This window comes from Psychrobacillus sp. BM2, assembly GCF_048572895.1.
In the GTDB taxonomy this organism is placed as follows: domain Bacteria; phylum Bacillota; class Bacilli; order Bacillales_A; family Planococcaceae; genus Psychrobacillus.
The window spans coordinates 1,885,766-1,905,984 of the sequence record NZ_CP183878.1; the positions used below are offsets into that span (position 1 = coordinate 1,885,766).

Sequence of the window (20,219 nt, forward strand, 5' to 3'; positions counted from 1 at the left end):
GAGATTAGTTTAGTATAGCTGAGAAATTGTTTGAGTAAGAATAGTAGCTTTGGCGGACAATTAAGAGAGTCAGTGGTTGGTGAGAACTGATTTGTTACTAATGCGAATGGGCTTATGAGAGCTTCCTCGAGGACATTAACTTGTTTTAGAGGTAGACGTATTTCCTACGTTACAGGAGCTTAAGCGGGAGTTTTACACTCCAACTAGAGGTGGCAACGCGGTCAACACCGTCCTCTTCCAAGGGATTTTTCTGAAATCCCTTGGAAGAGGACTTTTTTTATTTACCTAGAGACGAGCAGAGGAGAGAGTAAAGATGAGAGAATTTATTGAAAAAGTAGAGAAGAACGTGCATTTAATGTATGAAGAGATGATTATAGCTTCAAAGTTAATGTTTGCGGAAGATACGGAAGTACAACATATTGTTGATTTTTTAAGAACACTTTCAATAAAAGGTGAGACTTCAATAGAGGTTGCTGCACTTGCAACAGTTATGAGGTCCTTTGCAATTCATTTGAATGAGCCAGAGGGCGATTATATGGACAATTGCGGTACTGGTGGTGATGGCTTGAATAGCTTTAATATAAGTACCACTTCTGCATTTGTTTTAGCTGGTGCAGGAGCAACAATAGCGAAACATGGTAACCGCAAAATTTCAAGTAGCGCAGGAAGCTCCGATGTACTGGAAGCATTAGGTATCCATACTACCATTAGCCCTGAGGCATCAATTGAATTACTTAAGCAAGAAGGGTTAACTTTCCTTTACGCACCTAATGTGCATCCAAAACTAAAGAAAATTGGAATTGCTCGAAAAATGATTGGAAAGCCAACAATTTTTAACTTGGTTGGCCCATTAACAAATCCTATTAAATTACAAACTCAATATACGGGGATCAATCGATCAGATTTCACGATGGAATATGCAGAAGTATTAAGAATTTTAGGAAGAAAGAGAGCTATCGTTGTTTGTGGTGCTGGTGGGATGGATGAGGCATCTCTTGCAGGTGTAAATCAATTAGTCTTGGTAGACAATGGGGATTTAATACCCTTTAAGCTGACGCCAAATGATGTTGGTTTAGCTTCTGCTCCTATTTCTGCAATACGTGGAGGAGATGGATACACAAATGCTAAAATACTGCGTAACGTTCTCCAAGGGGAAGCAAGTGCCTATTTAGATACCGTCCTTTTTAATAGCGGAATTGGATTATTTGCATCTGGTATTGTTAGCTCTATTCAAGAAGGAGTTAAGATGGCAGCGGATTCTATCCAATCAGGTAAAGCACTAGAAAAACTGGAAGCAGTTATTGCATTCAGTCAACAATCTGTACGACATGAGGTGGTATTATGACAACTATTCTAGATAAGATATTGGATGCTAAAAAAGATCAAATTCAGGAATTGTTAAAGCATACCATTCCAGAACAAACAAATTCATCTGCTAGACCGTCCTTATTTGATTTGCTTTATCACTCTGAAAAGTTACAAGTAATTTCTGAGATTAAGCGAGCATCGCCTTCAAAAGGATTGATAGCTGAAGGGGTTAACCCTGCAGAGCAAGCGTCTCTATATGTAGAAGCCGGTGCTGCCTGTATTTCTGTATTAACCGATAGACCTTTTTTCCAAGGAACATTTGATGATTTAGCTATTGTTGCTCGCACTGTATCTATCCCAATTCTTTGTAAAGACTTTATCATTCATCCGATACAAATAGATTATGCAAAACAAGCAGGTGCATCTGTAGTGCTACTTATAGTAGCAGCACTGGGACAAGAAAAACTTGTAACTTTATATAAATATGCGATTAGCAAAGGATTGGAAGTACTAGTGGAAGTTCATGATTCTATTGAGCTAGATCGTGCTTTGCAACTGGATGCAAAGCTAGTCGGGGTTAATAACCGCGATCTTCGAACATTTCAAGTAGATTTGTCTAGAACTGAAGAAATTGCAGCCATCTTTCCATTTGGAGAAGAACGTGTGCTCATAAGTGAAAGTGGTATTTGGGATTCCGCTGATGCTAAAAAAGTAGCTAGTTATGGTGCCAGTGGGGTGCTTGTCGGGGAGTCGCTAATGCGTAGTGGAAATGTTGAAAATGCTCTTCGAAGCTTACAAGTTAAAAGGGAGGTAATTACCTCATGACAAAGGTGAAAATTTGTGGCCTTATGGAAAAAGAACATGTGGAAATCGCCGTTAGCGCTGGTGCAGATGCGATTGGTTTTGTTTTTGCTCCAAGTAAGAGGAAAGTTACAATCGAAAAAGCTCAAGAGCTAGCTAAAGACGTACCTCCGGGAATTTGGAAGATAGGAGTTTTTGTAAATCCAACAAAAGAGGAACTAATAACTGCAATCCAAGAGGTTCCGCTCGATTATATTCAATATCATGGTCAGGAAACCCCAGAGTTTGTACTGACAAACAATCTACCTTCTATTAAAGCATTATCAGTTCACAATGAAGAGGATGTTCTTCAGGCGAAAAAATACGAGACCGATTTTTATTTGTTTGATGCACCAGGTACCGATTATCAAGGCGGTAGTGGTGAAGTATTTGACTGGCAGCTAATGGAAGTTAACGATATTCCAACTGAAAAAATTATTTTAGCGGGTGGTTTGAACCCAAGCAATGTAAGAGATGCAATTGAGCGAGTAAATCCTTATATGGTAGATGTGTCAAGTGGAGTAGAACGAAATGGCGGTAAAGATAAAGAACTGATTCAATCATTTATACGAGCTGTAAAAGAAAGGGGCAGGAATAATGGTTAATACAACAGAGGAACAAAGAGTTGGTAGATTTGGTAGATTTGGTGGCCAGTATGTTCCAGAAACATTAATGACTGCTTTGATAGAGCTTGAAAAGGCCTATGAAGACGCTATTTTGGATCCAACTTTTTTAGATCAAGTAAATTATTATTTAAAAGATTATGTTGGTCGTGAGACACCATTATATTTTGCGGAAAGACTAACAAAAGAACTTGACGGAGCTCAAATATATTTGAAAAGGGAGGACTTAAACCATACAGGTGCCCACAAGATTAATAATACAATTGGTCAGGCGTTACTCGCTAAGCGTATGGGTAAAAAGAAAATCGTAGCGGAAACAGGGGCTGGACAGCATGGTGTAGCAACCGCAACTGTTTGTGCACTCTTTGACTTAGAGTGTATTGTTTTCATGGGAAAAGAGGATGTCCGTCGCCAGGAACTGAACGTATTTCGTATGGAATTACTTGGTACAAAAGTTGTTTCCGTGGATCAGGGATCAGGCACACTCAAAGATGCAGTCAATGAAGCACTTAGATATTGGGTTTCCAATGTAGAAGATACGCATTATATATTAGGCTCTGCTCTAGGACCACATCCATTCCCTAGTATTGTTCGTGATTTCCAACGGGTAATTGGAGTTGAAACTAGACGCCAAATTGTAGAAAAGGTTGGGAAATTACCAGATGCTGTAGTCGCTTGTGTTGGTGGTGGTAGCAATGCAATTGGTATGTTCCATCCATTTGTGGAGGATGAGAACGTTGCTTTATACGGCGTAGAGGCAGGGGGAAGTGGTATTTCTACTGGTCTTCACGCAGCGGCTGTTGCCGAAGCTAAGGAAGGCGTATTGCATGGAGCTTATATGTACATTTTACAGGATGATAATGGTTTTATACAGGAAGCACATTCAATTTCTGCGGGTCTTGATTACCCAGGAGTAGGTCCAGAACATTCTTATTTACATGATATAGGTAGAGTTAAATATACTTCTGTAACAGACGCTCAAGCCTTAGAAGGTTTACAGCTATTATCGAAAAAAGAAGGCATAATACCAGCTCTTGAAAGTGCCCATGCTATTCATTTTGCTACGGAGCTGGCAAAAGAAATGTCTCCAGAAGAGATATTAGTTATTTGTTTATCTGGCCGCGGAGATAAGGATGTTCAAACGGTTCGTGATGCGTTAGGAGTGAATGACAATGACTAAAGAGAAACTATTAAACGCTATTCAAGCGGTAAATTCCCAAGGTGATAAAGCTTTTGTAGCCTACATGATGGCAGGGGACGGGGGGTTAGAGACATTAAAGACTAAAATATTATTTTTACAAGAAGCAGGGATTACCGCGATTGAACTTGGTATACCATTTTCTGATCCTGTTGCAGATGGGCCTACCATTCAGCAAGCAGGTGAACGAGCGCTTACACATGGCACAACACTAAGTTTAATCCTGCAGGAACTAGAAACCTTTTATGAAGAAGTTACAGTTCCACTTGTACTAATGACGTACTATAATCCGGTACTTAGTTTTGGATTAGATCAGTTTGCGCATGCATGTGAGAAATTAGGGATAGCAGGATTAATCGTTCCAGACTTACCTGTAGAAGAAACGGTAGAACTCCACAAAGTACTTGCAGATACGGATGTTGCCTTGGTCCCACTTGTTTCTTTGACAAGTCCACCAGACCGTATTGCTAAGATTACTGCGTCAGGTGAAGGGTTTGTCTATGCAGTTACAGTTAACGGGATTACAGGAGTTAGAGATGGATTTGGTGATCAATTGGAGCAACATTTAACAAACTTGTCAGAGCAAAGCAATATACCAGTGCTAGCAGGCTTTGGCATTTCTACACCGGAGCAAGTAAAAAGTATGGGAGCATTGGCAGATGGCGTAATCGTAGGAAGTGCTATAGTCGAGGCTTTCCATCAAAATGAGTTGGAGAAAATAACTACATTAATAAAAGCTACTAAAACAAGAGTTTTAAACTAAAAATGAAAAGAGCAACTCGTTTTTTGACAAAAGACGAGTTGCTCTTCTTATTTTCCTAAAAGATAAGAATGTATATAAAAATGTCTTGTGCACACTGGGTTTTTGACACTTTCAGAAATAGCTAAGTTGATAAGATTGTTCAAATTTTAGATGCTAATAAAATTATTTGTAATTATGCGAGATTGCGAACGAAATTGCATCTTCGAGAGCTTACTCCATGAATAAGAACGTATCTTATCTCTAGTTATCCAAAAATGCACTAACCTGTTTCTAAAAGTTGTAGAAGAGTGAAGGACAGACATAAGTCATAAAATTACCGAAAAAAAGGGATGCTGGTTGATTGTGACGGACGTCACAATCAACCAGCATCCCTAAAAGTTCACTAGGAAATCCAATAGCAAAACGTCTGTCCAATGCTCTTCGAAAACGATAGAATCAGGTTTTGACCTTAGAGGACCAGGCTTCTTTTTGCCTGGTTTTTCTTAGTGAAGATACCATGGTCATAGAATGGGGTTTGTAAATATGGCTATTTATGCTTTTTTGATAAATAAAGACATGATTAATCCAACGATTGCTAGGGCTAAGCCAAATATAAAGGCATCTTGAACCCCAGCAGTTAAAGATGCTCTAACTGTTTCTGGATTTAGTGTATCTGTTGCATTCTTTAAATATGCGTTCTGAGACGTTGACATAATTGTAATGGCAACAGCAGTTCCAATTGCTCCCGATACTTGTTGTAATGTATTCATCAAAGCAGTTCCATCTGGATACAGATTTCTTGGCAACTGATTCAGCCCATTTGTCTGAGCTGGCATCATAACCATTGATACTCCAATAAATAGAACGGAGTGCATAATTATAACCATCAAAATAGAAGTATCCACAGTAATATTGGACAGCATCCACAACATAATAATCATAATGACAAAACCAGGAGCCACAAGTCCTCGTGGTCCATATTTATCAAATATACGACCAGTTAATGGAGACATAAAACCATTTAGCACGCCACCTGGTAGTAGTACAAGTCCTGCTGTAAAAGCCGCTAAAGCAAGTCCAGTTTGTAAGTACAATGGCAATAGAATCATCGACGACAAAATTACCATAAAGGTGATAAATACACTTAATAATCCTAACGTAAACATAGGGTATTTAAGGACACGTAGGTCAATCATTGGTGTTTCCATTTGGAATTGTCTTATAGAGAACAGAGCTAGTGCGAAAAGACCGACAATGATTGTTGCAATAACTAATGCACTGCCCCAACCTTTTTCACCGGCACTACTAAAGCCATACACAATACCGCCAAAGCCGATCGTTGATAAGAAAATGGAAAGTATATCTATTTTAGGTCTCGTTACAGTTGTTACATTTTCTACGAATTTTATTCCAAACAACAACGCAATAAAAAGGAACGGTAAACAAATCCAAAAAATCCAATGCCAAGTAAGCTTCTCAAGAACTAAACCTGAAATCGTTGGACCAATTGCCGGGGCAAACATGATTACTAATCCCATAATTCCCATTGTTGCTCCTCTTTTATGAACCGGGAAGATAAGTAAAATTGTATTAAACATTAAAGGTAGTAATAATCCTGTACCTATTGCTTGTATAACTCTTGATAGCAATAATACGGTAAAACTTGGTGCGATAGCCGCAATGAACGTTCCGACAATTGAAAATAATAAGGAAGCGATAAATAATTGTCGTGTAGTGAACCATTGCATGATAAATCCAGAAACCGGTACTAATATTCCTAGTGTTAATAGGTAACCAGTTGTTAGCCATTGAACGGAGGATGGACTAATATCAAATATTCCTATTAAATCTCCAAGAGCCATATTTAATGCTGTTTCACTAAATAATCCGATAAACCCTGCAATTAAAAAGGAAATTAAAATAGGGGTCGTTTTAAATACTTGTTTTTCTTGCTGTGTTGCTTTTTCAATCATGAACAAATTCCTCCAATTACTAACTACATAGACCTTACTTTTAATACATTTTCTGATGAATTTAAATTAATCTTTACTCAATAATAATATAATTTGCTTTTTAGCAACTTCAAGTGGCCTATTACTTTTATTTGTTAAAGATAAAAGAATAGCACCTTCTATCATTAAATTTATAGTAATTCCCAAGTCCGTTGCTTGTTTCTCGTCATATCCGGATTGAAGTAATTTCTTCCTATAAATAGCCTGCCATTCTTCAAAAGCTAGCTGGCATGCCATTCGGATAGGCTCACTTGTGGAATGGGTTTCTCCAGCAATTGTTCCAATAGGAAAACCCATATTATCACTTTTTATAATGATTTCGGATAAATGTTCCAGATGTGCTTGAAATACTTGAATAGGATCTTCAATTTCATCAAACAACTCTTGAATTTCATTTATAACAATATCTTTTGTATGATTAATTGCTGCAATGGCTAGCTGCTCCTTACCCTTTGGAAAATAATGATAAAGAGAACCTTTTGGAATTCCACTGTCCTCTATAATATCTTTAAGTCCCACTCCATAGTAGCCCCTTATCCGAAAAAGTCGGGAAGCAGTTTCAATGAGAATATCTTTCGAATTATTTTTTGCGGACACTTTAAATCACCTCACAAATTATACCAACCGGTCTACTAAATTAATATATAGAAATGAGCATGTTTTGTCAAAAAATATTTATTAAAGGAGGATTCCTTTTACCATATTTGTATATCTTTACAATTATATAAATGATAAAATATTTAGATAATAATGGTTTAGGAAAGGAGATTCATATGACAATCTATATAAGTCCCCCCATAAACTTAGAGAAATTAGCTGTTTTTTTAGATACAATTAATAAGGAGGACAATTATCATATCGGGTATTGTGGGGAAAATAAGAAGGAAATTTACGATACGCTTTCCAATGACTTTTCTGATATTAATATCGAGAAATCATTCGTTGTTGCCTACGACGAGGACAATATAATAGGTGCGCTAGGATTTGATATAGATGAAGAAAGTAAAAGTGCGGAAGTATGGGGACCGTTTGTCAAAGATGGCAAGGATTATCCCCAAATTGCAAATGATTTATGGGAAGCTTTAAAGGCCACTATACCTTTTCAACTACACAAATACTTGTTTTTTGTGAATGAAAAAAATACTTTAGCTAGGCAATTTATTGAAAATAAGAATGGAATAGAAAGTGGACATCATCTTATATTAAGGGCAGAAAGAAATAGACTAACGAATGGACAAGATTTACATATTAATACTTATGAACCTTCCTTTCACCAATCATTTAGCGACCTCCATAATCTAGCTTTTCCAAATACGTATTATAATAGTGAGCAGATTCTTTCGCGTATCAATGAGGACAATCGACTACTCATCGTCCAAGACAACTATGAACTAAAGGGATATGTGTATGTCGAAGCCAACCCACTTCACGAAGAAGGAGCAATTGAATTTATTGCAGTTTCGCCAGATCATCGGGGACAAGGAATAGCAACGAAGTTAATGCAAGCAGCTCTTCATCATTTATTTTCATATGAAACAATTGATGAAATCACATTGAGTGTTGGGGCTAACAACAAAGCTGCAATTGCTCTTTATATGGCCTCGGGATTTCAAGTAAAACATTCACTGATTGCCTACAATAAATAGAAAAGAATTATTCTGAACGAGAGGTCCGTTCTTCATAGTTCTTTTCATGCTTGGTATCTTTCAATGCTTGGTTGTTATGCTTTTCCTCAGGATCAATTCCAGACATTGCATCATCGAAAGGTTGATAATTCATAGGAGGAAACCGCTTCTTCTTGATCATATGGTAAGCTATACGAGCAACTAAGACAATGAAAAAGAGTCCAAATAAAATACTAGCTATATCCATTAATAAACACTCCTTTCAACATACTATTCGACTACGAATAACAAATACCTTTAGGAGAAAAAATTTTCAATTACCACACAAGATGTAGCTAAAGATTGTTCACTTCTACATAAGATTTTTCAGCGTAATGGCTTCCTTTCTTGCATAGAATATAGAGCATTATTAAATCTATTATTCGAAGGGAGAAGGAAATGGGAGTAAGGTTGATTCAAATTTCTGTTGTATATTTTGCGATTGGGGTTACTTTAGGATTGTACATGTCTATGGCACATGACTATGCATTAACAGGAGTTCATGTTCACATTAATCTAATAGGTTGGGCATCGTTTGCACTTGCTGGAATTGTCTATCATTTATTTCCTGCAATTTCTAAAAATATGTATGCAAAACTGCATTTTTGGAGTGCAAATATAGGTATTCCACTAATGATGATTGGATTAACTGTTTTAATATTAGCTGCTGCCGAGCAAGTTACAATAATTATTGCGATAGGTGGAGTTTTAGTAGTGTTTAGTGTAATCATGTTTGCTATTAATGTTTTACAAAACGTTAGAGCATAACTTCATTTGCAAAGGCACTAATACAAATTAGTGCCTTCAAATTACATATTTAACAAATCGCATTAAGCAAAATGGTATACATCTTAAGTCTTAGAGAACTTCCCATCTCCAGACCATAGGAATTGGTATTCACTTCTATATAATGAAGTGTATAAAGTAAATAAATGGGAGGCGTCAACAGTGAGTATAAAAAAGATTGGTATCATCGCGATTGTAATAATAATTTTAGGAGCGGCCATAAACGTAGGGATGAGTATCGCTGGTGGATTTATCAAAAATTCAGAAGAAATAGAGTTAGCTAAAGAGTTCAAGAGAATAGAAATTACTGGGGATAACACGGCTATTGAAGTTGTTCGAACATCTAATTCAAAAGGGAAAGTTCAATTTATAAGCAACAAGAGCTCACATAGTAAAATTCAAGCATATGTTGAAGATGATACTTTATATGTAGAAATGAAAAAGAAGCTCTTTAACGGATTCAATTTTGGATTCAATGCTTCTGGCAACAAAATTGTCGTAACTGTTCCGGATGAAAAATACGAGGAGTTAACAACGAAAACTGACAATGGTCAAATTCTCGTAAATAATCTTCAATTTGAAACAGTCGATATTCAGTCGAATAATGGCAAAATCGTATTAGAGGACCTCGAGAGCGAAAAGGTTAAAGTAAAAACAGACAACGGGAAAATAGATTTTCACTATGTAACAGGAAATATAGAAGCCAAATCCGATAATGGCCAAATTTCGATGGTGACAGATAACCTAGATCGTTCCATATCATTAGAAACTGATAATGGACTTATTAATATTCGCTCGACCACTGAACCAAAGAATGCAACAATTCATGCGGATATAGATAATGGAAGAATTGATATTTTTGGTTCTTCGAATGAAAAGACTGTTTTTGGTGATGGAGAGAATATGATTAGTATAAAGACGGATAATGGAATAATTTCGGTGAAAAAGGGAAATTAATGAAAAAATACATGCAATATATTGACGATTTCATTTTTCTTTGTTAAATTGTTTCTTATATCATTTGCGAAGAGAAAATTCTAGTAGAAGAAAAACTCGTCCTTAATGGGCGAGTTTTTTTATGGAAGAAAGGAGCAGTCATTTGTTAAAAAATCTAATTGTAGTTGTAGGCTCCTTTGTAATTGCTTTTGCGTTTAATGCTTTCTTAGTACCTCATGGAATTTTAAGCAGTGGAATTAGTGGAATAGCTATTTTGTTAGGGCTTATAACTCCTTTTGACACTGGTATACTTAACTTTGTCATGAATGTACCTCTTTTAATATTAGGATATTACAAGCTAGGCAAAGAAATTACGCTTAATACACTTGTATGTGTTTTATCGTTATCAATATTTCTATATATCATTCCAGCGGAGTCTATTTCAGATAATATTTTGCTCTCGGCTATATTTGGAGGGGCAATAGGCGGACTTGGTATAGGTCTTATTATGAAATACTCTGGTACCTCAGGTGGGATGGATATAATAGCTATTATTATCTCGCGTTCAAGTAATTTTAGTGTTGGCCTATTACTTACAGGGATGAATAGTGTGATCGTACTAATTTCTGGAACCGTCTTTAATTGGGAAATAGCACTATATACCTTATTATCGATATATTTAACTGGAAAAGCGATTGATGTAGTATATACCAATCATGAAAAATTAACGATGCAAATTATAACAACGGCACCTGAACCAATCCGACAGGAATTATTAGCAAGCATTTATCGTGGTGTGACAGTTACTGAAGGATATGGTGGCTATACGCTAGAGCAAAAGCATATATTAATGATGGTCGTTACTCGATATGAAATGGTGCAAATAAAACAAATTATTCATAAGCATGATGAGAAAGCATTTATCAATATATTTGAGACAGTTGAAGTCGTTGGCCAATTCGCAAAGAATTAGCTGTTATTATTGTTTCGCACAAAAAGCTGATGTTCCTATTTTTAGGAATGTCGGCTTTTTTGATAATACATAACGAAAGGGATATTTTTGCATATATTTGGACAAACTTTATAAATACTTACACAACTTTTTATAGTAAACGAGGGATACTATGGTATTTTTTAATAAGAAAAAAAAGGATCAGTCAAAATCCACTACTCCTTCAACGATTCAAGAGAAGGAGCCCAATGATAAACAAACATTAAAAACAAATCTACATGATAATCTCCAGTACATAAAAGATACGCTTGGGGAAAGTTCCGATATTATCATTCGAGAAATTTGCATTGGTAAGGGAGGAAAGATCAAAGCAGGTATTATTTATACAGACGGCTTAAGTGATACGGCTTCTTTACAAAATTTCATATTAGAAACACTCATGTTAGATATAAAAGAAACAGAACTAGAAGAGAATCTCACTACTACGACTAATCTCATGAATACATTAAAAGATTTCGCAATGACAGTAGGGGAAATAAAAGATGTAATGAATTACGATGACTTACTAACTGCTTTAATATCCGGTGATGCAATTTTTTTAGTAGATGGAAATTCCAAAGGTTTTATCATTGGAAATAGGAAATGGGCAGAGAGGGGAGTAACAGAACCGACAGCTCAGACTGTAGTAAGAGGTCCTCGAGAAGGGTTCTCCGAAAATTTACGGATAAATACTGCATTAATTCGACGTATTATTAAAGATCCAAATCTATGGATAGAATCCAAAGTGATTGGGAAACGATCGAAAACAAATATTGCAATTATGTATATTAAAGATGTGGCTGATAACTCTGTAATAGAAGAATTACGCACTAGATTAGATCGTATAGACATTGATGGCATACTTGAAAGCGCATATATTGAGGAATTAATACAAGATTCAAAGTACTCCCCTTTCCCAACTGTTTCTAATACAGAGCGTCCTGATAGTACAGCTGCAGCACTATTGGAAGGTCAAATTGCCATACTAATCGATGGTACACCGTTTGTACTAATCGTACCAACTCTTTTTACACAGTTTTTTCAATCTGTTGAAGATTATTATCAGCGGAACGAAATGGCTAGTTTACTTCGACTTCTTCGTTTTTTTGCATTTGGAATTTCTTTACTAGCTCCTGGTCTGTATCTTGCAATTATTACTTATCATCATGAAATGCTACCGGCTCCGCTACTTATCAGTCTTGCCGCCCAACGAGAAAGTGTTCCATTTCCAGCTTTTGTTGAGGTAGTCATAATGGAAATTGCATTTGAAATTTTGCGCGAAGCGGGACTAAGGATGCCAAGAGTTATCGGTGCAGCGATGTCTATAGTAGGTGGTTTTGTTGTTGGAACGGCGGCAGTTGAAGCAGGTATCATATCAGCGGCAATGGTTATAGTTGTGTCCCTTACGGCGATTTCAAGTTTTGTTGCTCCTTCATATGATATCGCGATTGCTGGTAGAATGTTACGTTTTATCTTTATCGTATTAGCTGCTATGTTTGGTTTATATGGAATGACAATTGGCTTAATCGCATTAATACTACATTTATGTAGTTTAAGTTCGTTCGGAGTTCCTTATATGTCACCATTAGCTCCTTTTAATTCATCTGCTCAAAAAGATGTTTTCATTCGTCTACCAAGATGGAAAATGACAACTCGTCCAAGTTTTTTTTCGAAAAACAAAATTAAACAACGATACGAAGATCCAAAGTCTGACAATGATAAATAAGCATAAGGTAGTGGTAAAGTGATGAAAAAAAAGATCATTCTATTATTAAGTCTTATCTTTTTACTGTCCGGTTGTTGGGATAAACGAGAACTGAATGAATTAGCTATCATGATGGCTCTTGGCATTGATAAATCAGATGATGGCTATAAGATTATCGCACAAGTAGCAGTACCAGCAGAACTATCTTCGAAAGGGGGACCTGGTCATTCACAAATAGTCCTTTTTCAGTCAACTGGCAAAACCGTAGAAGATGCTTTACGGAAACTTACAAAAGAGGTACCAAGGATCATTTACCTAGGTCATCTTCAAATGCTTATTTTTGGTGAATCTTTAGCAAAAGAGGGAATAGGAAAAGCGTTAGACTTCATGTCAAGAAACTGGGAAGTCCGAGCAGATTACTATGTTGTTATAGCGAAAGATAATACCGCGGAAAATATATTGAATATTCAAACTCCATTAGATAATCTACCTTCAAATTATATGTTTAACACACTTAAGATAGCAGAAGAAAATAATTCAACTACAGTTGGAATAAAGTTATCTGATTTTATTGGAGATTTAGAACGCAGAGGAAAAGAGCCAGTATTAACGGGAATTTTAATTACTGGTGATGAGAAAAGTGGATCAAGTAGACAAAATCTTGAATCTATATCCTCTCCAGCACGAATCAAGTATGATGGCTTAGCGATTTTTAAAGAAGATAAACTCATAGGTTGGTTAGATGAATATTACTCGAGGGGGTACAATAGCATAACTAATCATGTTAAACGAGCAATTTCTACTATTTCTTGCCCAAAAGAAGGGGAAGGGGAAATAACTATGGAAATTGAAAACTTTCAATCGAAAGTTACGGGTAAAACTCTAAATTCTTCACCTGCAATAGAAATAAAGATTGAGGTTATTGCAAATGTTGGTGCATTAGAATGCTTCATTGATGTAAAAAAAGAAAAGACGATAAAAGAGATAGAGAAAATTTTTGAAAAAGAAATTAAAGACAATATTGATAACACTATTAAAACTATTCAGAACGACTTCAAATCTGATGTTTTAGGATTCGGTGCAACTATGTATAAACATGACCCGAAAGAATGGAAAAAAATAAAAGATAATTGGGAGGAAGAATTTCCAAACTTACAAGTAAAAATAGATGTAAATGTAAAGATAGAGCATTTAGGTGCAGTCGATAATTCATTCTTACAGAATATGAAGGACTAAAAGAAATGCTGAAAACTATTGGAATTTTAATTATAGCAGCTGTCATGGTAATTTCGGAAGTACCACCACTTGTAGAACAGAAGCAAAAGAAAGAGGTCATCATTTTTTCCATCCTACTTTTTTTGGGTATTGTCCTAAGCATCTTAGTAGCGCTCGGCGTGACGGTTCCAAATCCATTGGATTTTATAAGTTATGTGCTCAAACCACTTACTAAATTGATAAGTAAATAATAAAGAAAGACTAGAAAGGGAGGGAATGATGGAAAAAGATAAAATAAATCCATTTCAATTTTTAGTTCTTGTTATTTTTTTTACTATTGGTACAAGCATCTTAGTTGTTCCATCTGCACTTGCAACATACACTAGGCAAGATGCTTGGATTGCCTCGGTCATTGGAACTGTAATTGGTGTTTTTATCATTTGGTTATTCACCTTCATAGGACTTAGATTTCAAAATCTAACCTATGTTCAATTGAATGAGAAAGTCTTTGGTAAATGGTTTGGAAAAATATTTTCCATTTTATTTGTCATTTTGAATATACTTTTTACTTCAAGTATACTTGCCCATTCTGGTACTTTTTTAAACACTCAATTGTTGCCTAACACGCCAAACGTAGTGGTTAATGGCCTAATGGCGATTATTTTAGTAATGGCGATACGTCTTGGGTTGCCTACCTTTGCTCGTTCTGCAGAAATCCTCATATTTGTATTTTTTTTCTTATTTATTATTTTAGTTAGTTTTATCATACCTCAAATTGATTTAACTAATGTCGAACCATTTTTTCAAGCAAGTACAAAATCTCTTTTTCAATCGTCGTTAATGTTAGTTGTAGTGTCATCTGTTAATTCAATTTCTTTATTAATGATATTTCCCGCTTTTGTTACTCAAAGTAAAAAAGCAAAAAAAAATTTCCTATTAGGAAATGTAATTGGTGGAATCGTCATTATTATTATAACGTTTCTATGTATATTGGTATTGGGCTCCAATACGACAGTTAGACAAGTATATCCAAGTTATGCCTTAGCAAAAGTTATAAATGTAGGGAATTTTGTGAACCGTATAGAAGGGTTTATGGCTGCGCTTTGGATTTTATCTTTGTACTTCAAGATGGTCGTTTATTTTTTTGCTGCTGTTTTAGGACTAGCTCAAATATTGAACCTGAAAGATTATCGTCCCCTAACTTATCCGTTAGGACTAATAGTTATCGCATTATCAACTATTATTTTTCCAAACATTATTTATCAAGAAAATTTTGATGCGTCTACAGGATTATCCATGTCTTTAGTTGTTGGATTATTTATTCCACTCCTTTTATTAATTGTATATGCATTTCGGAAAAAGCAATTAAATAAAAGTACTGAAAGTTCATAAATTAAATTTCAAAAAAACGGAGAAAATTAAATTTCCAGTTTTTAGTTATAAAATTCAATTTAATGAATTCTTGATTTAAGAGAGTTAGCATATAACCCATCGAGTAATAATAGTTAAAGGGCTCTCAGGTCAAATCTGAAGCAACCTAAAATATGGAATACATAATACTGAAAAGTAGATGTTTTTCATTTAAATTTCAATAAAGTTCCCAAATACATATTTGGGAACCTTATTTTGTGATAAAATGGGAGAAGAAGAGGTGGAAGCAATGCAAAGAGAATTACCGAAAATAGTAAAAGATTTTCTAGTCTATTTAACGACAATTAAGGGGAAATCTTTCCGAACCCGAAAAGAGTATGAATATGACATTACTTTATTTTTAAGATTTCTAATAGCAGTGGAAAATGATACAGATATAGCTAAAATCGACGAAATTATTATTAAAGACGTAACGATTGATTTTATTAAAGAAATTTCATTGGAAGATATGTATTTGTTTTTGGAATACTGTGAAACGAAGCGTAGTAATAGTGCTGCTACGCGGGCAAGGAAGGCTGCGACACTTAAATCCTTTTTTAAATATTTGAAAGGTAAAAGAAGAATGTTGGATGAAAATCCAGCAGATGAATTGGAAACACCGAAAATCGGTAAGAAAAAGCCAATTTATATGGATCAAAAAGAGGCTGAACTATTTATAGCGGGAATAAAAAAAAGCAATCATTACTATCGTAATTATAGTATGATCATGTTCTTTTTAAATTTAGGTCTTCGTGTTTCGGAGCTATGCAACTTAAATCTTACATCTGTCCAGGACAATGTATTGCATGTGATAGGTAAAGGGGATAAAGAACGTACCGTTTTCCTAAACAAAGCTTGTACCGTGTCACTTCATAAATATATGGAAAAAGAACGCCAATACATACAAGATGCAACGGCAAATGAAGCATTATTCCTGTCCCAAAAAGGAACTAGACTCACGCGACAAACAGTTGCAAAAATCATCAAACAAATCAACCAAGACTCCGGCTTAAACAAAGAAAAACTAACACCGCACAAGCTAAGACATACATCTGCAACTATTATGTATAAAAGCGGTGCAGATATTAGAAGTCTACAGCATATTTTGGGTCATACTAGTGTATCTACTACACAGATCTATACACATGTGGAGGATAAAGAAATTGAACGAGTGATAGAAAATAATCCTTTCAATCATTTAGTTTAAAATAATATTATTATGTAAACTAAATATGAGGTGCTTGCTAAATTACAAATTTAGGAAAGAAGTCGGAAAAAGATACATTCTATGAATGCTTTTCACTTTTTTTGAATAACTTTTTGAATGATGGGAATATACTACAATATAAGCAAAAGGAATCGGTGGTGGAAAAGGGGGCAAAACAGCTTGAAGATATCGGAAATTTACAAGAGGTATTTAAATGGAGAAAAGTTTAAAAGCATTAGTGAATTAAACCTACGAAGTTTGCCGATAAAACATGCGGCGGATTTAGTTGGATCTTCGCCTATTATGCAAGAAATAGCAAAAAAACACTCAAAAAGCTTAAGACAACAAAAAAAATACCCGCTTTGAAGCAAGCGGGTTTCATTAATTATTTTTTTGATAGCTCGTCATTCGTCTTACCAATGGTTCTGCTTTACTTAAATGTATTGGTTTAACGATATCACCAGTTAGAGTTTTAACATTTTTATTTCTTTGTCTTGCGCTAAATTTACTTAACTTTCTTGCTGCACGTTCTTTAACGTCGTCGGTATTGATTGGAGTTTTGACACTTACCATATTAATCACTCCTTTTCTCTATGATACATGATTTTTAAACTCTTAGTCAAGTGGACTGATCTATGTTCATATCCTCTTCAGCGTTTGTCAAGGCTACCATATACTCAATATTTTCTAGATTTTTACTAATAGTTTTATGGAGCAGCTCAAATAAATACTTGTCTAAAATATCAAAGGAATAGGAATAACTTTCTATTACCGTAATGTATTCCGTATGATTATAAGGGAAATAGAACACAAGATAGCTTTTCTTCCATAAATTATCCTCATCGATTTTGTTACAAACTGCGGCTTCCCCAGATTCTTTGGATTCTTCTACTAACTCATACAATTTTTCAGGTGCAGTACCATTATATATTTTATACGTGAAGACACCATTGATAGGATGATTTTTGTATCCTAATTGAGTTTCGGCAAGGAAATATTCTAATACTTCCTTAAAGTCTATCGTAGATTGTGCTAAAAAATCTAAGGTTCTTCCGGAAGCATCATCCCCAGTGAAGTACGCCATAAGTCTTGCTTTAGTTCCGCTGATTTCAACTGTTTCTATTGCGGCCTGTTCAATATTATCTACCTCAAATTCGAGGTTTAAAAACTTAAATCTTTTTAAACGTTTAAAAGCAACGGGAACAGTTAGAAACAGAAGCAACCAAATGAAAAGTAAAAAGAGTCCTCGAAAAATGATTTGATTAAAATTGGATTCCACAAAAGGCTGAACAATAATCGAAAATGCTGATTCACTTTCTTTTGTATTAGCAGAGGGTTCATCATTGCTAGTATTCTCAGTTTGTAGCAAAAAAGCTTTAGGATTTTCTTTGAATGTATTAACACCAATCAGTAAGGATGCAACAATCATCCACGATAATATAAGCGTAATTCCTGCTGTATAAAAGTACGGAATCAAAAAATTAAGCCATTGAAAAAACGTCCTTTTTTCTTTGTTCATATTCATATACTGTATTTCTCTCACCCTCTTTTCCTTTAGTTTATCGATGTTTCTATCATCTATCAATAATGAAATATAATTGTTTGTATTCTAATTAATAAATAGGTTTATATAATAATATTATGTAAACTAAATTGCGTTAAAAATATTGCTAGGCAGGTGAATAACTGTGCCTAGCAAATTGCTTAATTAATATGTGTATGCAATGATTCCAAATCCATCTGCTTCAATGCTAACTTGAGTATCCTCTATTTTCACAGCTGAACTATATAGAATGTTATATTTTTGTTCTTTTTCAAGAGTAAATTTTTGTGCATTAGAACTGGGGTTAAGCAAGACTATAATAGCTTTATTAGCGCTATATTTTTTATAACCAAATATACCATTAGGTTCTAAAGGGTGCAGGAATGTTACAGAGCCTTCATTAGCTAGCAGTTTTTCTTTTTTCCGAAGTGCATTTAGAGTGCGGATATGATTTTTTAGTTCTAGCTGATGATTTTCTTCGTTCCAGTCCATGCATTTTCTACAGCCGGGATCTTGCCCACCTGTCATTCCTATTTCGTCCCCATAATAAATGCAGGGAGTCCCCATAAATGTTAAAAGAATAGTAAATACCTGCTTCGTTCTATTAATATTATCCTCACATTCCGTCAGAATTCTTGCTGTATCATGACTACCTACAAGATTAAACGTATAATCAAACACGGTCTTAGGGTAACTGTAGTATACCTTGCTAATATTCTCCACAAATTGTTTCGAATTAATGCTTTTCTTTGCAAGAAGATTCAATACATTCGTTTTAAAAGGATAATTCATAACAGCGTCAAACTGATCTCCTCTAAGCCACGGCATAGAATCATGCCATATCTCCCCCAGAATATAAACATCCGGCTTTGTTTCTTTCACTTTTTTTCTAAACTCACGCCAGAATGGCTGATCTACTTCGTTTGCAACATCCAGTCTCCATCCATCAATATCAAATTCCTCAATCCAATAGGTACCTACATCAAGCAGGTACTTTTTCACCTCCGGATTGGCAGTATTCAATTTAGGCATAAATTCTACAAACCCAAAAGCTTCATAATTAGGTTTATCCCCTCCAACAACTGGGAAGTCGTGGATGTGGAACCAATCCTTATACAGTGAGTCTTCTCCATTTTCTAGGACGTCTTGAAAAGGTGGGAAGTAATACCCACTATGATTGAATACGGCATCAAGCATTACCTTAATGCCACGGTTATGACATTGTGTGATTAGTTCTTTTAAAGCATCTGCATCGCCAAACTGCGGGTCTAGTTCCATATAGTCAATCGTATCGTATTTATGATTCGAGTGAGCTTTAAAGACCGGAGTAAAATAGATACCATTTATCCCTATGTCAGTCAGATGATCCAAATTTTCAGTAACACCGGCGAAATCACCTCCAAAGAAATTATTTACTGCGGGAAGTTCGCTACCCCATGCTTTTACATTTTTAGGATTTATGGCCGGATCACCATTCCCAAAACGTTCTGGAAATATTTGATACCAAACAGTATCCTTGACCCAATTCGGAGCTTGAAACTGTTCATTTTCATGTAAATACGGAAAGCAAAAATAATAATCACTGTCTACTGGTATGCTGTCATAAAATCCTTTTTCGGTATAAATTATCTCCTCATTAGATGAATTCAGCTTAAAGCCATATCGTAGTCTGTTAGTTGCTGCAAAGACTTCCGCTTCCCAATAGTCAAATAAACCATCGTTACCAACTAAATTCATGGGTATCTCCGAAAACTGCCACTGTCCATTACTCCAAATATATGGATCACCCATTATTAATGAAACAGTATTTACATCCTGTTGCTTTGTCTTAAGACGTATTTGAAGCGTTTGTTCGTTTAGTAAATAAGCAAAATTATCGGTCGGTCGATGAAAAACAGCTGTTTTTTCCATAATACATCTCCTCATTAAACAAATTTGTTTGGAAATATTTAACTTAAATATTTTTGCTCAAACTATTACAATACAACATGGAATATAAGTAGAAATAAAATATTTAAAAAATTTATAAAAAATAGATT

21 protein-coding genes and 1 other annotated feature are annotated in these 20,219 nt (G+C 35.2%); of the genes, 15 read left to right on the forward strand and 6 right to left on the reverse strand.

What is annotated here, in order from left to right; genetic code table 11:
• Nucleotides 1–21 precede the first annotated feature (21 nt).
• Nucleotides 22–238, forward strand: a binding site (T-box leader).
• A gap of 75 nt (nucleotides 239–313) precedes the next feature.
• From trpD to trpA, 5 genes are read left to right on the forward strand one after another with little or no spacing between them, the layout of a single operon-like run.
• Entirely contained in the window at nucleotides 314–1,345 is a 1,032-nt protein-coding gene (gene trpD, locus ACN6MX_RS08965; protein WP_419962273.1) for an anthranilate phosphoribosyltransferase, read from the forward strand.
• Nucleotides 1,342–2,133, forward strand: coding sequence for an indole-3-glycerol phosphate synthase TrpC (gene trpC, locus ACN6MX_RS08970; protein WP_419962274.1), 792 nt, complete (start codon nucleotides 1,342–1,344; stop codon nucleotides 2,131–2,133). Before trpD ends, trpC begins: the two co-directional genes overlap by 4 nt.
• Nucleotides 2,130–2,753, forward strand: coding sequence for a phosphoribosylanthranilate isomerase (locus tag ACN6MX_RS08975; RefSeq protein WP_419962275.1), 624 nt, complete (start codon nucleotides 2,130–2,132; stop codon nucleotides 2,751–2,753). The genes trpC and ACN6MX_RS08975 overlap by 4 nt, the downstream gene beginning before the upstream one ends.
• Nucleotides 2,746–3,951 carry a tryptophan synthase subunit beta gene (gene trpB / locus ACN6MX_RS08980; RefSeq protein WP_419962276.1) on the forward strand — a complete coding sequence of 402 codons (1,206 nt, stop codon included), beginning with the start codon at nucleotides 2,746–2,748 and terminating at the stop codon, nucleotides 3,949–3,951. Before ACN6MX_RS08975 ends, trpB begins: the two co-directional genes overlap by 8 nt.
• Complete coding sequence (gene trpA, locus ACN6MX_RS08985) at nucleotides 3,944–4,732, forward strand: tryptophan synthase subunit alpha (protein ID WP_419962277.1); 789 nt, start codon at nucleotides 3,944–3,946, stop codon at nucleotides 4,730–4,732. The genes trpB and trpA overlap by 8 nt, the downstream gene beginning before the upstream one ends.
• 530 nt (nucleotides 4,733–5,262) lie before the next feature.
• Here the strand turns inward: trpA and ACN6MX_RS08990 are convergent.
• Together ACN6MX_RS08990 and ACN6MX_RS08995 are read right to left on the reverse strand one after the other, a co-directional pair.
• Nucleotides 5,263–6,684 carry a DHA2 family efflux MFS transporter permease subunit gene (locus tag ACN6MX_RS08990; protein WP_419962278.1) on the reverse strand — a complete coding sequence of 474 codons (1,422 nt, stop codon included), beginning with the start codon at nucleotides 6,682–6,684 and terminating at the stop codon, nucleotides 5,263–5,265.
• Nucleotides 6,685–6,750: 66 nt separating this feature from the next.
• Entirely contained in the window at nucleotides 6,751–7,320 is a 570-nt protein-coding gene (locus tag ACN6MX_RS08995; RefSeq protein WP_419962279.1) for a TetR/AcrR family transcriptional regulator, read from the reverse strand.
• A 176-nt stretch (nucleotides 7,321–7,496) separates the two neighbouring features.
• Between ACN6MX_RS08995 and ACN6MX_RS09000 the strand changes: the two genes are divergently transcribed.
• Nucleotides 7,497–8,369, forward strand: a complete 873-nt coding sequence (locus tag ACN6MX_RS09000; protein WP_419962280.1) for a GNAT family N-acetyltransferase — start codon at nucleotides 7,497–7,499, stop codon at nucleotides 8,367–8,369.
• A 7-nt stretch (nucleotides 8,370–8,376) separates the two neighbouring features.
• Here ACN6MX_RS09000 and ACN6MX_RS09005 read toward each other — a convergent pair whose 3' ends face one another.
• The gene (locus ACN6MX_RS09005) at nucleotides 8,377–8,595 is read right to left on the reverse strand and encodes a hypothetical protein (RefSeq protein WP_419962281.1); all 219 of its coding nucleotides are present in this window, start codon (nucleotides 8,593–8,595) and stop codon (nucleotides 8,377–8,379) included.
• Between the two features lie 191 nt (nucleotides 8,596–8,786).
• Here ACN6MX_RS09005 and ACN6MX_RS09010 point away from each other — a divergent pair, with 191 nt between their 5' ends.
• The 9 genes from ACN6MX_RS09010 to ACN6MX_RS09050 all read left to right on the forward strand — a co-directional run bounded on the left by ACN6MX_RS09010 (nucleotide 8,787) and on the right by ACN6MX_RS09050 (nucleotide 17,003).
• On the forward strand, nucleotides 8,787–9,155 hold the full coding sequence (locus tag ACN6MX_RS09010; protein WP_419962282.1) for a cytochrome-c oxidase: 369 nt from the start codon (nucleotides 8,787–8,789) through the stop codon (nucleotides 9,153–9,155).
• Between the two features lie 180 nt (nucleotides 9,156–9,335).
• Nucleotides 9,336–10,130 carry a DUF4097 family beta strand repeat-containing protein gene (locus tag ACN6MX_RS09015; protein ID WP_419962283.1) on the forward strand — a complete coding sequence of 265 codons (795 nt, stop codon included), beginning with the start codon at nucleotides 9,336–9,338 and terminating at the stop codon, nucleotides 10,128–10,130.
• Nucleotides 10,131–10,272: 142 nt separating this feature from the next.
• Nucleotides 10,273–11,082 carry a YitT family protein gene (locus tag ACN6MX_RS09020; protein WP_419962284.1) on the forward strand — a complete coding sequence of 270 codons (810 nt, stop codon included), beginning with the start codon at nucleotides 10,273–10,275 and terminating at the stop codon, nucleotides 11,080–11,082.
• 151 nt (nucleotides 11,083–11,233) lie between these two features.
• The gene (locus ACN6MX_RS09025) at nucleotides 11,234–12,826 is read left to right on the forward strand and encodes a spore germination protein (protein WP_419962285.1); all 1,593 of its coding nucleotides are present in this window, start codon (nucleotides 11,234–11,236) and stop codon (nucleotides 12,824–12,826) included.
• Between the two features lie 21 nt (nucleotides 12,827–12,847).
• Nucleotides 12,848–14,041 carry a Ger(x)C family spore germination protein gene (locus tag ACN6MX_RS09030; RefSeq protein WP_419962286.1) on the forward strand — a complete coding sequence of 398 codons (1,194 nt, stop codon included), beginning with the start codon at nucleotides 12,848–12,850 and terminating at the stop codon, nucleotides 14,039–14,041.
• A 5-nt stretch (nucleotides 14,042–14,046) separates the two neighbouring features.
• A complete protein-coding gene (locus ACN6MX_RS09035; protein ID WP_419962287.1) occupies nucleotides 14,047–14,271 on the forward strand; it encodes a hypothetical protein in 225 nt (74 codons plus the stop codon).
• 25 nt (nucleotides 14,272–14,296) lie between these two features.
• The gene (locus ACN6MX_RS09040) at nucleotides 14,297–15,412 is read left to right on the forward strand and encodes a GerAB/ArcD/ProY family transporter (protein ID WP_419962288.1); all 1,116 of its coding nucleotides are present in this window, start codon (nucleotides 14,297–14,299) and stop codon (nucleotides 15,410–15,412) included.
• Between the two features lie 268 nt (nucleotides 15,413–15,680).
• Nucleotides 15,681–16,637, forward strand: a complete 957-nt coding sequence (locus tag ACN6MX_RS09045; RefSeq protein ID WP_419962289.1) for a tyrosine-type recombinase/integrase — start codon at nucleotides 15,681–15,683, stop codon at nucleotides 16,635–16,637.
• Between the two features lie 180 nt (nucleotides 16,638–16,817).
• Nucleotides 16,818–17,003, forward strand: a complete 186-nt coding sequence (locus tag ACN6MX_RS09050; protein WP_419962290.1) for a hypothetical protein — start codon at nucleotides 16,818–16,820, stop codon at nucleotides 17,001–17,003.
• Nucleotides 17,004–17,018: 15 nt separating this feature from the next.
• Here the strand turns inward: ACN6MX_RS09050 and ACN6MX_RS09055 are convergent, their stop codons facing one another.
• The 3 genes from ACN6MX_RS09055 to ACN6MX_RS09065 form a co-directional block, all read right to left on the reverse strand.
• Complete coding sequence (locus ACN6MX_RS09055; RefSeq protein WP_419962291.1) at nucleotides 17,019–17,210, reverse strand: hypothetical protein; 192 nt, start codon at nucleotides 17,208–17,210, stop codon at nucleotides 17,019–17,021.
• Between the two features lie 46 nt (nucleotides 17,211–17,256).
• On the reverse strand, nucleotides 17,257–18,162 hold the full coding sequence (locus ACN6MX_RS09060; RefSeq protein ID WP_419962292.1) for a hypothetical protein: 906 nt from the start codon (nucleotides 18,160–18,162) through the stop codon (nucleotides 17,257–17,259).
• A 183-nt stretch (nucleotides 18,163–18,345) separates the two neighbouring features.
• Nucleotides 18,346–20,091, reverse strand: coding sequence for a glycoside hydrolase family 13 protein (locus ACN6MX_RS09065; RefSeq protein WP_419962293.1), 1,746 nt, complete (start codon nucleotides 20,089–20,091; stop codon nucleotides 18,346–18,348).
• Nucleotides 20,092–20,219 lie beyond the last annotated feature (128 nt).

Coding starts and splice junctions, on each gene's coding strand:
- trpC (WP_419962274.1), top strand. CDS start 1,342: ATGACAACTATTCTAGATAAGATATTGGATGCTAAAAAAGATCAAATT.
- trpB (WP_419962276.1), top strand. CDS start 2,746: ATGGTTAATACAACAGAGGAACAAAGAGTTGGTAGATTTGGTAGATTT.
- ACN6MX_RS09055 (WP_419962291.1), bottom strand. CDS start 17,210: ATGGTAAGTGTCAAAACTCCAATCAATACCGACGACGTTAAAGAACGT.
- ACN6MX_RS09010 (WP_419962282.1), top strand. CDS start 8,787: ATGGGAGTAAGGTTGATTCAAATTTCTGTTGTATATTTTGCGATTGGG.
- trpA (WP_419962277.1), top strand. CDS start 3,944: ATGACTAAAGAGAAACTATTAAACGCTATTCAAGCGGTAAATTCCCAA.
- ACN6MX_RS09025 (WP_419962285.1), top strand. CDS start 11,234: ATGGTATTTTTTAATAAGAAAAAAAAGGATCAGTCAAAATCCACTACT.
- ACN6MX_RS09060 (WP_419962292.1), bottom strand. CDS start 18,162: ATGAATATGAACAAAGAAAAAAGGACGTTTTTTCAATGGCTTAATTTT.
- ACN6MX_RS09000 (WP_419962280.1), top strand. CDS start 7,497: ATGACAATCTATATAAGTCCCCCCATAAACTTAGAGAAATTAGCTGTT.
- ACN6MX_RS09045 (WP_419962289.1), top strand. CDS start 15,681: ATGCAAAGAGAATTACCGAAAATAGTAAAAGATTTTCTAGTCTATTTA.
- ACN6MX_RS08975 (WP_419962275.1), top strand. CDS start 2,130: ATGACAAAGGTGAAAATTTGTGGCCTTATGGAAAAAGAACATGTGGAA.
- ACN6MX_RS09035 (WP_419962287.1), top strand. CDS start 14,047: ATGCTGAAAACTATTGGAATTTTAATTATAGCAGCTGTCATGGTAATT.
- ACN6MX_RS09005 (WP_419962281.1), bottom strand. CDS start 8,595: ATGGATATAGCTAGTATTTTATTTGGACTCTTTTTCATTGTCTTAGTT.
- trpD (WP_419962273.1), top strand. CDS start 314: ATGAGAGAATTTATTGAAAAAGTAGAGAAGAACGTGCATTTAATGTAT.
- ACN6MX_RS09030 (WP_419962286.1), top strand. CDS start 12,848: ATGAAAAAAAAGATCATTCTATTATTAAGTCTTATCTTTTTACTGTCC.
- ACN6MX_RS09040 (WP_419962288.1), top strand. CDS start 14,297: ATGATGGAAAAAGATAAAATAAATCCATTTCAATTTTTAGTTCTTGTT.
- ACN6MX_RS09065 (WP_419962293.1), bottom strand. CDS start 20,091: ATGGAAAAAACAGCTGTTTTTCATCGACCGACCGATAATTTTGCTTAT.
- ACN6MX_RS08990 (WP_419962278.1), bottom strand. CDS start 6,684: ATGATTGAAAAAGCAACACAGCAAGAAAAACAAGTATTTAAAACGACC.